The following is a 12516-nucleotide window of genomic DNA, read 5'->3' as shown; positions in this document are numbered from 1 at the left end:
CGGAGCGGGATGCGAAGGTGGGGGACGGAATGCGGCGTGCGGACGGCAGCCGGGTCAGGAGGCCGACGCCTGGCGGTCGGTGACGTGCTTCATCCGGGCGTGGGTGAGGAGGAGCGGCAGCATCCGGTCGTCCACCGGTGTCTCGTCCATACCGAGTGCTTCCACATCCAGCATTCGCCCTGCCTCGGCGATGACGGCGGACGTGCGAAGAGCCAGCGCGGCCCCGGGTGCGTCGTCCGGTTCGCCTTCCATGTCGACGAGCCGGACGACGAGGTCGTCGCGGTGGAAGACGGTGCAGGCGCGGACGGGGCCGGCCGGGTCGCCCGTGGCGGCCACGTCCTGCTGCGACAGGAGCAGGGCCAGTGCCTGGCCGGTGCCGGGCCTCGCCGGGTAGTAGAACGCGCACCGCTGTACCTGCGGGCCCTCCCGGCGACCGGACTCCACATGGTGGACGGCGGGGACCGCGGCCCGGGTGAAGAACAGCCGGGCGGACTGCGGATCGCGCAGGTCCCGTTCCTGTTCCAGATACGGGTCGAGAGCCTCCTCGACGGCGCGTACTTCGGGCTGCCGGGCGACGTGCCGCAGCGCGGCCTGCAACTCGCCCTGTACCTCGACCGCTCTGACGACACGGTTGCCGTGCATGAACAGTGAGGTACGGAGCAGCCTGGTGGTGTCGTCCACCCGGGCCTCGGGGGACGCATACCCGGAGAGGATCTCCGCGACCTTGGACTCGCTGCCGGGTTTGACGGTGAAGGTCAGCGCCTGCCGGACCGTGTTGGCACCCACGCGCGGTGCGGACTGCAGCCGTTCCCGGGCCGCGGCACGCGACGTGTGGTTCTTGCCGGAGGTCTCGCGCAGCACGGTGTAACGCATCGACCGGGTGTCACGGACGCAGCCCTGCAGGGGCTTGACCATCTCCAGATGGTCCTCACTGTTGACCCATGCGAGGAAGGGCGGTGCGCTCTCCCATTCGCTGGTGATGAGCCATTGGGTGGGGTTCTCCAGGGACTGGCAGAGCTGGTCGCTGATGTGCCCGGGCACCGAGGCGACCTGGTCGCACATGTGCTCGTAGGCGTCGAGGAACTCCTGCTGTGTTCCGTCATGGATGTCCAGCATCAGCACGACCCGCACTCGGGACCCGTCGAACGCGGTGGTGGACACGCCGTCCGGGATCATCGATACGGCTGGGGAGACTGCCATCCGGGGCACCTCTTCCTGTGGAACGGGGCGGACCGTCACACCACGTGGGGGTCCGTATCGGTCGCATGGCAACGATCGTGTGTCGTGCCGTGCGGCACCGCGAACCAGGCGGGCCAAGCGGGTGAACCTCCAGCCGCCCTGCGCCTGATGAGGCGTGGGGTGGAGGGCAGTCAGCCCGACGGCCATGGGCGAAGCCGACGGGAGGGGATACTGGCCGGGAAGACCGGCGCGGAACAGGAGTACGACCAGTGAGCAGCGACCATCGCACAGGGCCGCCCCGTTGTGGAAACGAACGGGAGACGCTGCGGGCGTTCCTCGACTACCACCGGGCGACCCTCGCCATGAAGTGCGAAGGGCTGACCGACGAGGAACTGCGGCAGCAGTCGATGCCGCCGTCCACGCTGTCGCTGCTCGGGCTCGTGCGGCACATGGCGGAGGTGGAACGTGCCTGGTTCCGACGGGTGTTCGAGGACAACGACGCGCCCATGGTCTGGTCCGACGAGATCGACTTCCAGGCGGCGTACGACGCGAGCGCGTCGACCAGGGCCGAGGCGTTCACGGCCTGGGAGGCCGAGGTGGCGCACTCGCGCCGTATCGAGCGGGCGGCCCATTCTCTGGACCTGGTCGGGTATCAGCCGAGATGGGACGAGGAGGTGTCGCTGCGGATGGTCATGGTGCACGTGCTTCTGGAGTACGGCCGCCACAACGGGCACGCGGACTTTCTGCGTGAGGGCGTCGACGGAGCCGTGGGCGCCTGATCCACGGCGTTCACTGTCCGCCGTCAGGTCACGAAACGACGCGCGAGGGTCGCCGTTCCGGCCGGGGCACGGGCCCCGCGCCCCGGCTCATTCCGGTTCGTCCGCCGTCAGGTCGCGTTGCAGCAGCAGCGTGTCGATCCACCGTCCCTGCTTGCGGCCGACGCCGGTCAGGCGGCCGGCCTCAGTGAAGCCGCAGCGACGGTGCAGTGCGGCTGAGGCGTCGCTGCCCGTGTCGGCGATGACGGCGATCATCTGCCGCACTCCGGCGTGGGCGGCCCCGGCGATCACCTCGCGCAGCAGAGCCGTGCCCAGGCCCCGGCCGATGGCACTCGGCGCGAGATAGATCGTGTCCTCCACCGTGTGGCAGTAGGCGGGTTTGGGCCGCCAGGGAGCCGCGTACGCGAAACCGGCCACCTGCCCGGAGAGCTCGGCGACGACGAACGGCAGACCGCGGCCGGTGAGGTCGTCCAGCCGGCGCTCCCAGTCGGCGACACTCGGGACGGTTGTCTCGAATGTGGCGACGGTGTGGAGCACGTAGTGCGCGTAGATGTCGGCCACCGCCCCCGGGTCCCGAGAGGTCGCCGGGCGGATGATCGCCTCGGAATCTGCCACCGTCAGCTCTTTTCTCTAGAAACCGGATGCCATACGGCCCGGCTACAGCTCGAACTCCACGTGTTCCAGGTCGCTGAACTCCACCTCCAGGCCGTGGGCGCGGCGGCCGCTGTCGCGGAAGTACACCTCGCCGAGCGCCTCGGCGGCGATGTCGCGCAGCTCCTGCTCGCCGACCCCGGATTCCTGGGCCTCGAAGAGGCGGGCGGCGTGCTGCGGGGGCAGTGCCACGGTGAGGTGGCGGAGCCGGGGGTCGTCGGCGGTGCCCGGGGCGGCGGTGTAGCCGAAACGGGCGCGGGTGTCGATGACGATGCCGCCGGTCGTGGCAGCGGTCTGCTTGGCTTTCGCGCGGATCTGCGGCTGCCATCGCTTGTGGACCTCGCGCTCCAGGCGCTCGGCGAGGTCCCGGCGCGGCTTTTTGATCTGGTCCTTCACATACCGCTCCACGGTCCGCTGGGAGACGCGCAACAACTGGGCGACCTGCCGGGTGCCCTTGAGCTGTCTGACCAGGTACCGCATGCGGGCACCCGCCGACTTCGGTACGGGGCGTGTGAATGCCGCCCGCACCGCCTTGTCGAGTCCTTCCCCGACCGTGACCATCGGCGTTTCTCCCCTACTCCCCGTCGTCCTTGGCGGCGACCTCGCCCGTCTTGACGTAACGGGCGAGGTTCAGGGCCCGACCGTACTTCTCCCGTACTTCCTCGGCCCACAGGGTGGTCCGGGTGCCCTCGTGCTTGACCATCCCCGGCGACACCCCCAGGCGGAAGCTTCCGGGTACGGTCTTGCCGTCGGCGTCGTAGGGGAGGACGTCCAGCGGGGAGGGCCCGTCGGCGGCGTACACGGCGCAGTCCGACAGGACCGCCACCGGATACCGGCCGGTGGCCGCGGCCAGGTTGAGCATCTTGCGGTGCATGTTGACGCGGGCCCGGGCGATGACGGCCGCGCGGATGTCGGGACGCCACGTCGGTCTGGAGAGGGCCGGCCACGCCTGCCCGGGCTTCCAGCCGCCGCGCGCCCGCTCCCGCAGTTTGCCGATGCCGCCTTTTACGGTCGCCTTGATCGCGTCCAGGACGATCGCCATCTCCGGGTCGCGCTGCTTGTGGCCGTCCATCGCCCGCAGGAACTCCGCCGGGGGCAGCTTCTCGCCGACGCCCAGGTCACCCATGGTGTCGACGTAGGCGTTGCGGAGCCGCTTGTACCAGCCGTCCAGGAACTTGCCCTTCTCCTGGCGCACCCACGCCTCGATCGGGGCGATGTCGTAGCCGAGCTCCACCGCGTACGCCACGGTCGGCGTCGCGTACCAGGCCGGCCCCTCCGGCCGCTCGCCGGTCGGTGTGAACGGGCTGGGCAAGAGGTTCCCTTCGAGCTGCCGCCACTCCTTGCCGACCAGCACCCGGGAGAGGTCGACGTGGGAAAGGTCTACCAGCCACGCCCCGGGCAGCGTCGGATCGAACTGCGGGCCGGTCACGTGGACCGGCGGCTGCGCAAGGCCTACGACAGCGCCGTTCGCCGCCGCGCCGAAGGCGAGGTTGACGTCGATGCCGACCACGAAGCGCATCATGCACTCGGCGTCGGTGAGCTCCCGCGCCCAGTCGTACGCCTCCTCGAACAGCATCTCCGCCGGGCCACGCTGGTGGAAGCGCGGCAGATCGCTCAGCAGCGGGTGCCCGTCCGGGGCCTCGCACGGCGCGCAGTCCATCGCCCGCTCGCCCAGCGAGCCGGGACGGTGTTCCTTGTACCGCCTGCCGTCCTCGTCGGGCCGGCTCGCCCGGGTGGGCGGGTTCAGCGCGGTCATCAGCTCCAGGCCGGTCACGGCGGTGGAGCCGCGCGGCGTCATCACCCGCGTCGCGTAGGTGCCGAGGAGCCGGGCGAGCTCCGCCGGCGCACGCTTCGCCGCGTCGCCCCAGGTCCGGGTGTCCAGCGCGGACCACGACGGGACGCACAGCTGCACGCACTGCCGCTCGCGTCCCTGCGCGGGCCGGTAGATCCGCGCCCACGGCCCCAGCCCCCGCTTCGTCAGCATCCAGCCCGCACGGTCGAGTTGCTTGAGGACCTTGTGGCCGTCCGGGAGGCGTCCGGCGAGCCGCTCGGACTCCGACAGCGTGACCGGCAGCCCGTAGCGCTCCAACGCGGCCTCGGTGAGCACCAGGAGCGGGTCGCCGTCCTTCCCCGAACCGTGCAGCCGCTCCGCCCCCAGCTGCGCCTCCGACAGCGTCCACTCCACCAGCGCGGGAAGGGACTTGGCGGGCACGTCGAGTACCAGGCCGCCGACGCAGTACGCCGTCACCTGGCGGTCGGTGTCGGCGTCGATGACGGCGAGCGGACCGTTGGCGAACCGCGGGTCGGGGGCGGCCGCCGTGGTGGTCTGCCGAGGGGCGGCGCTCTTCACTCCGGGACGACGCGACGTCGATGACGGCCTCGGATGCCGGGGAGTGTTCCCTGCATCGGCATCGGCATCGGCCTTGGCCGCGGCCCCCGCCTGAGGCACCGGCTCCGTGTCCTGCGCGGGTGGGGTGGTCTCGGTGTCCGCGGGGTAGAGCGCCGCGAGTCGCTTCAACAGGCGCGCGTACGCGTCCCGCTCCGGGGGCCTCGGCTCGGTCCTGCCCGCCTCCCAGCCGCTGACGGTCGCTCGCCGTACCCTCAGGGCGGTGGCCACCTCGTCCAGCGTCAGCCCGTGTGCCTGACGCAGCCGTTTGCGCTCGGCCGGCGGCGGCAGCGGCGACCGGGACGCGACCAACGCGTCGACCGCGTCGAACAACTCGGACATGGAGCACCTCCTGGCGCAGCAGCCTACTCCATGAACCGTACGGAATCCGTACGGCGGAACGTTCGTTCTGCGTACGGAACGCGCCCTGAGTTGTCGGGCGATGGCAGTGCGGCAGGATGGGTTCATGAGCGTCGTCAAGATCAACGTACTCACCGTCCCCACCGAGCAGCGGGAGACGCTGGAGAAGCGGTTCGCGTCCCGTGCCCACGCCGTGGAGGGCTCCGACGGGTTCGAGTGGTTCGAGCTCCTCCGTCCCGTCGAGGGCACCGACAACTACCTCGTCTACACACGGTGGCGTGACGAGGCGTCCTTCCAGGCCTGGCTGGAGGGGCCCATGAAGGCGGCCCACCAGGGCGGCTCCGAGAGCGGCGAGCGGCCCAGGCCGGCGGCGAGCGGGTCCACCCTGTGGTCCTTCGAGGTCGTGCAGCAGGCGGCTCCGACCAGCGCGTAGAGAGGCCGCCAGGGCAAGGCGGTGGTCATGAGGTCGGGTCGGTGAGCTCCGGCCGGTGCTCGCCGAGCATCGGCCGGCAGCTTCCGGCATGCCTTCAGGGATCAGTCGATCACCGCGGTGGCTTCGACCTCGACCAGGTGGTCGGGTATGTCCAGTGCAGCGACGCCCAGCAGCGTGACCGGCGGGACCGGGGTGACCCCCAGCTTCTCCGACGCCCGGGAGATCCCCTCCAAGAGGGCGGGCATCTTGTCGGGGGTCCAGTCGACGACGTAGGCGGTCAGTTTCGCCACGTCGTCGAAGGAGCCGCCGACGCCTGCCAGGGCGGTGCCGATGTTGAGGTAGCACTGCTCGACCTGAGCGGTGAGGTCACCTTCGCCGACCGTGACCCCTTCGGCGTCCCAGGCGACCTGCCCTGCGATGAAGACCAGCTTCGAACCGGTCGCGACCGACACCTGCCGGTACACGTCGATCTTCGGCAGTCCGTCGGGGTTGACGAGGGTGATGGCCATGTTGCTCGCCTTCTTGCTTCAGGAAAGTCCATGGCCCGCTTCCAGCGAGCCAGGACTCACGTGCTCTCTTGTGGTTACTGGGGAACCGTAGGAGAGTGAGCGCTGACATGGAAGAACGCACTTTTCAGTGACTGGGGAACCTTATGGTGACCAAGCAGTTCAGCGGCTCGCCCGAGGACGCGGACCTGAGGCGCGCGGACTCTTTGGCGCGGGAGATCTTCTCGGACGTCGCCAACAAGTGGGCGCTGCTGATCATCGAAGCCGTGGGGGAACGCACCCTGCGTTTCAGCGAGTTGCGCAACGAGATCGAGGGCATCAGCCACAAGATGCTCACCCAGAACCTGCGCATGCTGGAGCGCAACGGCCTGATCGACCGGAGCGTGCACCCCACCGTGCCGCCGCGGGTCGAGTACACCCTCACCGAGGCGGGCCAGGGCCTGCGCGGGACGGTCGACGGAATGTGTGACTGGACCCACCGGTACCTCGGTGACATCGAGGACGCCCGCCGCCGCTTCGGCGCCTGAAGGGTCGCACCACGGGCGGGTGGCAGGGTACGCCGCCGCCCACCGGCTCGCCGCACACCACACGAGGGCCCGCCCCGCGCACAGCCTCCGCGCAATGCGGGAGCGTGCCCTAGCCCCCCCTTTTGATCGATTGATCGGTACCATGAGCGCATCGCGCGCAACCGATCGCGCGCGAACCGCCGCAGTGGGCGCGGCAGGGCGGACGAGAGCGGTGGGGACATGCGGGAGTCGGCGCAGAAGCGGCAGGCCCGGATCGCGGAGGCGGTGCGGGACAGGGGCGTCGCACGCATCACCGATCTCGCCGATGAACTCGGCGTCTCCGTCGTGACCGTGCGCCGGGACGTCGAGGACCTGGCCCGGCGCGGGGAGGTGCGCCGCGGGCACGGGGTGGCCCGTTCGCTGCGGCCGGTGCCCGAGGAGGTCGCCGCCGGGGGTGACGCCGTCGCCATGGTCGTTCGCGAGACCAACACCTACCTCACCGAGGCCGTGCAGGGTGCGCGGGAGGCCGCACAGAAGGCGGGCCTACGGCTGGCGCTGCACATCGCCGCGGGTGACGGCGGGTCGGAGCGCGAGGCGGTGCGCCAGGCGCTGGACGCCGGGGCGCGGGGACTGCTGCTGTCGCCGCACTGGCGCACCCGGGCCGAGGCCGAGGCGGACCACGCCTGGCTGGCCGCCCTGGACGTCCCCACGGTGCTGGTGGAGCGGCGCCCCGCACGGAGCAGCGGGATCTACTCGCTGGACTGTGTGCGCTCGGACCACGCGTACGGCGTGCATCTGGCGCTCGGGCACCTGGCCGGGCTCGGGCACCGGCGCATCGTTCTGGCGGCGCGCGACGACAGCCCCACCGCCCGGGTCATCCGGGCCGAGTTCGCCGAGCAGACCGCCGCCCGGGGGCTCTCCGACGGGTGCCGCACGATCCTCAGCTCGCGCACCGCGGGCCCGGACCCGCACGCCGCCGACCCACGGGCGGTCGACCCGGCAGAGGTCGTCGAGGAAAGCGGCGCCACGGCCGTGCTGATCCACAGCGACGTGGACGCACTGGTACTCGTGCAACGGCTGCAGGCAGCGGGCATCGACGTGCCGGGACGCTGTTCGGTGGTCGCGTACAACGACGTGGTCGCCGACATGGGGCCGGTCCCCCTGACGGCCGTAGCACCACCCAAGGCGGAACTGGGCCGGAGCGGGGTCGAGTTGCTGCTGCGCCGGCTCGACATGGGGCGCGGCGGGTTGCGGCCCGGCGCCACCCGGCACATGGAACTGCTGCCCGACCTCGTGATCAGGGAGTCCACGGCCCCGGCGGCGGTCTGATCCGTCCAGGCACGGGTTCCAGGGCTCAAGGGTCCCGAGGGCGCAGCCCCCCCTCGGAGATCTGATCGTTTGACCGTTTAAGTTTCTTCTGTTCGGTCTCTTGACCCTTTTTTCTTCGCCGCTCAGGATGCCCGTAACCCAGCAATGACGCGGGAGGGGCTCATGCGAAGTACCCGCACGGCCGGAGCGGCCCTGTTCACGATTCTCGCCGTCCTGATGACGGGCTGCTCGGCCTCGGACAGCAGCACCAGCGCCGGGAACGGCCCGGTCCGTCTCACGTTCTGGTCGGCGCTGCGCGGCACCCAGGAGGTCGTCGACGAGTACAACCGCATCCAGGACAAGGTCAGGGTCGACTACCAGCAGGTCCCCTCGGGTCCGCAGGGCGGCTGGGCCAAGCTGAGCAACGCCGCTCGCGCGGGCAACGCGCCCGACGTCGCGACCATGGAGTACCCCCAGCTGCCCGGCTACGCCATCGACGGCGTGCCCCGCGACATCACCGATCTCCTGCCCGACTCGGCACGCCGGAAGATCCTCCCGCAGGCGCTGGACCTCACCACCCTCGCCGGACGCACCTACGCGGTGCCGGTGGACATCGAGCCGATGATGTTCTTCTACCGCAAGGACGTGTTCACGAAGTACGACATCCCCGTCCCGAAGACCTGGACCGAGTTCGAGAGCGCGGCGCGCAAGCTCAAGGAGGCCCAGCCCCGTTCCCGTATCGCCAGCTTCTTCACCAACGGCTCGCAGCACATGGCCGGGTTCGCCTGGCAGGCCGGCGGCCAGTGGTTCAGGACCTCCGGCGACGCCTGGCGGATCTCCCTGGCCGACGCTCCGACCCGCAAGGTCGCCGCGTACTGGCAGGGCCTGGTGGACCAGGACCTGGTGCGTGTCGAGCCGGTGGACAGTCAGCAGTGGCGGGCGCATCTGCAGAGCGGAGAGACCGTCGGCTACATGGCGGGCGCCTGGGCGGCGGGCTCGCTGATGAACTCCACCCCCAGCGGCAAGGGCAAGTGGGCCATCGCGCCCCTCCCCCAGTGGGACCCGGCCAAGCCGTCCCTCGGTACCCAGGGCGGATCCACCTTCGCCGTCACCAAGGACAGCAACCATCCCAAGGAGGCGCTGGAGTTCATCACCTGGATGGTCACCAGCCCGGACGCCCTGCGCGCCAAACTCTCCAGCGGCATCAGCAGCGCGTTCCCCGTGGTGCCGGAGCTGGTTCCCGTCGCCCGAAAGGAGATGGACACCAGCTACTACTCGGGCCAGGACATCTTCGGCCTCTTCCAGGAGTCCGCCCGGCTGATCTCCCCCCGGTGGAAGTGGGGGCCGCGCATGACCTCCACCATCACCTCCGTCGAGGACGGCTTCGCGAAGGCCGGAGCCGGCAGCGGCAGCATCATCGGCGCGCTTCGTGAAGGGGAACGCAGGACGCTGCCCGATCTGAAGAGCCTCGGCTTGTCGGTCACTACCCACTGAGGTGCACCCGTGAGCACAGTGATCTCCCCAGGCAAACCAGGAAAGAGGACGGCCGCGACAGCGCAGGCCGCGAGCCCGGCCCGGCTCCGTAAAGCCGGACGCCGACAGCAGATACTCGCCTGCGTCACGCTTCTGGCCCCGTTCACGGCGCTGCTCATCGCCGTGTTCCTCGTCCCCGTCGGCTACGCCATCGGACTCAGCCTCTTCGGCGAGGACCACAAGGGGCTGGGCTTCGGCGGCGGCACCACCGTCTTCACCGGGCTGCGCAGCTACCTCGCCGTGCTGGACGACCCGAGCTTCCTGTCCGGGTTCGGCGTCATCGCCCTCTACGTCGTGATCTTCGTACCGGTCGTGGTGGCCGGCGCGCTCGCGCTCGCCCTGTTCCTCGACTCCGGGCTGGTCCGGCTGCGGCGCACCGCGCAGATGCTGCTGTACCTGCCGCACGCCGTGCCCGGCATCATCGCCGCCGTCATCTGGCTGTACCTCTACACCCCCGGCCTCAGCCCGGTCATCAAGCTCCTGGGCCAGGCCGACGTCACCGTCGACTTCCTGGGCATGCACACCGTGCTGCCGTCGATCGTCAACATCGCCCTGTGGAGCGGCCTCGGCTACAACATGGTGATCTTCTACGCGGCGCTCCAGGCACTGCCGCGCGAGGTGATCGAGGCGGCGCGCATCGACGGCGCCGGCGGCTTGCGCACCGCGCTCATGGTCAAGGTGCCCATCATCAAGGGATCCGTCGTGATGGTGTGCATGTTCGCGCTGATCGGCGCGCTCCAGCTGTTCACCGAGCCCATGCTGATGAACCAGGCCACGCCGATGGTCAACTCCCGCTTCACCCCGAACATGTACATCTACGACGCGGCCTTCCGCCGCAACAACTACGGCCTGGCCTCCGCGGCTTCCGTCATCCTCCTCATCGTCACCTGCGCTCTGTCGTACGCCGTGACGCGGTGGACCGGCCGCAGGGAACGGAGCGCGCGATGACCACACAGCAACTGGTGCCAACGAAACGGCCGACGGCCGCCAACAGACCGTCGATCACGAGCAGCCTCACGAGCCGTGCCGTCGCCAACACCGTCGTCCTCGTCGCGGCCCTCTACACCCTGCTGCCCGGTCTGTGGCTGCTGCTGGCCGCCACCAAGAACTCCGACGCCCTCTTCAGCAGCGACATCCTCTCCTTCGGGGACTTCTCTCTCTGGCGCAACCTCACCGACCTGTTCTCCATGGAGGAGGGCGTCTACGGGCGGTGGTACGTCAACAGCCTGCTGTACGCGGTCGTCGGCGCCCTCGTCGGCTCACTGATCAGCGTCTCCGCCGGGTACGCCTTCGACAAGTACGAGTTCCGGCACAAGGAGAAGCTGTTCGGTCTCGTCCTCACCGGGGTCATGGTCCCGCAGACCGTGCTGGCTCTCCCGCTCTACCTGGTGGCCTCCGGGATCGGCGTGGTCAACACGTTCTGGGCGGTCTTCGTCCCGGTCCTGTTCAACCCCTTCGGCGTCTACCTCGCCCGCCTGCTCAGCAGCGGCTTCGTACCCGACGAGGTGCTGGAGGCGTCCCGGGTGGACGGCGCTGGCGAACTGCAGACCTACCTCCGCGTCAGCCTGCGCATGCTCGGCCCCGGATTCGTCACCGTCTTCCTCTTCCAGCTCACCGCCATCTGGAACAACTTCTTCCTCCCCATGGTGATGCTCTCCGACCAGCACCTGTATCCGCTCAGCCTCGGGCTCTACACCTGGAACAGCTCCGCCACCGTCTCACCCGAGTACTACCCGCTCGTCGTCATCGGCTCGCTGCTCGCCGTGGTGCCGCTGATCGTCGCGTTCATCACTCTGCAGCGCTACTGGAAGTCCGGTCTGACCGCAGGGAGCGTCAAGTGACCCACCCCGACCTCCGGTCCCACAACCGCCCGCGCGCCGTGCTCGCCATGGCGCGGAAGACCGCGCAACAGGTCCTCGACACGGACGTACGGGCCCGGCTGGCCGCCCTCACCGACATCGACCCGAACCTCGTCCTGGACGATCTCACCACCCCCGCCGCACACCGGGCGCTCGCCGACGCCGAACTGCTCATCACCGGCTGGGGCTGCCCGCCCCTCGACGCGGCGGCACTGGACGCCGCGCCCCGGCTGCGCGCGGTCGTGCACACCGCCGGAACGGTACGCCACCACATCACCGCCGTGTGCTGGGAGCGCGGCCTCGCGGTGTCCTCCGCGGCCGTGGCCAACGCCGTACCGGTCGCCGAGTACACGCTCGCCATGATCCTGCTCGCCAACAAACGGGTCCTCGACACCGCCCGTCTCTACCGCCTCGAACGCCGCCGCGTCGACTGGAACGAACGGCACCCGGACGCGGGCAACTACCGCAGGACCGTGGGCATTCTGAGCGCCTCGCTCATCGGACGCCGCGTCATCGACCTGCTCCGCCCGCACGACCTGACCGTGCTGCTCCACGACCCGTACGTCTCGGACACCGAGGCACGTGACCTCGGGGCGCAGCCGGTTTCCCTTCCGGAACTGTTCACGGCCGGCGATGTCGTGAGCGTCCACACACCGTTGCTTCCCGAAACGCGGGGCCTGGTCAGCCGCCAGCTGCTGGCCAGGATGCGTACGGGCAGCACGCTGATCAACACCGCGCGCGGGGCCGTCGTCGACCAGGCCGCCCTCACCGACGAGGTGGTGTCCGGGCGGCTCCATGCGGTCCTGGACGTCACCGAGCCGGAGGTGCTGCCCGCCGACTCACCGCTGTGGGACTGCCCGGGCGTCCTCATCACCCCGCACATCGCGGGCTCGAAGGGCGGGGAGCTGCGCCGCCTCGCCGACCTGGCGCTGACCGAGGTCGAGTCGTACACCCTCGGCCGCCCCTTCGCCCATCCCGTCCGGCCCGAACACCTGGCCCGCCTCGCCTGAGCCCCGACG

The 12516-nt window shown here is 70.1% G+C and carries 13 protein-coding genes; 8 read left to right on the top strand and 5 right to left on the bottom strand.

What is annotated here, in order from left to right:
• Positions 1–54: 54 nt before the first annotated feature.
• Positions 55–1239 carry a SchA/CurD-like domain-containing protein gene (locus IE262_RS30495; RefSeq protein WP_373305182.1) on the bottom strand — a complete coding sequence of 395 codons (1185 nt, stop codon included), beginning with the start codon at positions 1237–1239 and terminating at the stop codon, positions 55–57.
• A 209-nt stretch (positions 1240–1448) separates the two neighbouring features.
• Between IE262_RS30495 and IE262_RS30490 the strand changes: the two genes are divergently transcribed.
• Positions 1449–1958 carry a DinB family protein gene (locus IE262_RS30490; protein ID WP_189878212.1) on the top strand — a complete coding sequence of 170 codons (510 nt, stop codon included), beginning with the start codon at positions 1449–1451 and terminating at the stop codon, positions 1956–1958.
• Positions 1959–2045: 87 nt separating this feature from the next.
• Here the strand turns inward: IE262_RS30490 and IE262_RS30485 are convergent, their stop codons facing one another.
• The 3 genes from IE262_RS30485 to tap are packed head-to-tail and all read right to left on the bottom strand — an operon-like array spanning position 2046 to position 5334.
• Positions 2046–2570 carry a GNAT family N-acetyltransferase gene (locus IE262_RS30485; protein ID WP_189878210.1) on the bottom strand — a complete coding sequence of 175 codons (525 nt, stop codon included), beginning with the start codon at positions 2568–2570 and terminating at the stop codon, positions 2046–2048.
• Positions 2571–2612: 42 nt separating this feature from the next.
• Positions 2613–3167 carry a telomere-protecting terminal protein Tpg gene (gene tpg / locus IE262_RS30480; protein ID WP_189878208.1) on the bottom strand — a complete coding sequence of 185 codons (555 nt, stop codon included), beginning with the start codon at positions 3165–3167 and terminating at the stop codon, positions 2613–2615.
• A gap of 13 nt (positions 3168–3180) precedes the next feature.
• Entirely contained in the window at positions 3181–5334 is a 2154-nt protein-coding gene (gene tap / locus IE262_RS30475) for a telomere-associated protein Tap (RefSeq protein ID WP_189878206.1), read from the bottom strand.
• A 124-nt stretch (positions 5335–5458) separates the two neighbouring features.
• Here tap and IE262_RS30470 point away from each other — a divergent pair, with 124 nt between their 5' ends.
• The gene (locus IE262_RS30470; RefSeq protein ID WP_189878204.1) at positions 5459–5785 is read left to right on the top strand and encodes an antibiotic biosynthesis monooxygenase family protein; all 327 of its coding nucleotides are present in this window, start codon (positions 5459–5461) and stop codon (positions 5783–5785) included.
• A gap of 101 nt (positions 5786–5886) precedes the next feature.
• Here the strand turns inward: IE262_RS30470 and IE262_RS30465 are convergent, their stop codons facing one another.
• Positions 5887–6294, bottom strand: a complete 408-nt coding sequence (locus IE262_RS30465; RefSeq protein ID WP_134041631.1) for a RidA family protein — start codon at positions 6292–6294, stop codon at positions 5887–5889.
• Positions 6295–6437: 143 nt separating this feature from the next.
• Between IE262_RS30465 and IE262_RS30460 the strand changes: the two genes are divergently transcribed.
• From IE262_RS30460 to IE262_RS30435, 6 genes are all read left to right on the top strand, one after another.
• Positions 6438–6818, top strand: a complete 381-nt coding sequence (locus tag IE262_RS30460) for a winged helix-turn-helix transcriptional regulator (protein ID WP_134041633.1) — start codon at positions 6438–6440, stop codon at positions 6816–6818.
• A gap of 219 nt (positions 6819–7037) precedes the next feature.
• Entirely contained in the window at positions 7038–8126 is a 1089-nt protein-coding gene (locus tag IE262_RS30455; RefSeq protein ID WP_189878202.1) for a LacI family DNA-binding transcriptional regulator, read from the top strand.
• A gap of 162 nt (positions 8127–8288) precedes the next feature.
• The gene (locus IE262_RS30450; RefSeq protein WP_189878200.1) at positions 8289–9599 is read left to right on the top strand and encodes an ABC transporter substrate-binding protein; all 1311 of its coding nucleotides are present in this window, start codon (positions 8289–8291) and stop codon (positions 9597–9599) included.
• A 9-nt stretch (positions 9600–9608) separates the two neighbouring features.
• Positions 9609–10586, top strand: a complete 978-nt coding sequence (locus tag IE262_RS30445; protein ID WP_189878198.1) for a carbohydrate ABC transporter permease — start codon at positions 9609–9611, stop codon at positions 10584–10586.
• A complete protein-coding gene (locus tag IE262_RS30440) occupies positions 10583–11479 on the top strand; it encodes a carbohydrate ABC transporter permease (protein ID WP_189878196.1) in 897 nt (298 codons plus the stop codon). The genes IE262_RS30445 and IE262_RS30440 overlap by 4 nt, the downstream gene beginning before the upstream one ends.
• Positions 11480–11526: 47 nt before the next feature.
• Positions 11527–12507 carry a hydroxyacid dehydrogenase gene (locus tag IE262_RS30435; protein ID WP_189878380.1) on the top strand — a complete coding sequence of 327 codons (981 nt, stop codon included), beginning with the start codon at positions 11527–11529 and terminating at the stop codon, positions 12505–12507.
• Positions 12508–12516: the final 9 nt, after the last annotated feature.

Origin of the sequence: Streptomyces bluensis (assembly GCF_014650715.1) — a bacterium.
GTDB classification, from domain to species: Bacteria; Actinomycetota; Actinomycetes; order Streptomycetales; family Streptomycetaceae; genus Streptomyces; species Streptomyces bluensis.
This window is presented reverse-complemented; position numbering and strand designations above follow the sequence as displayed.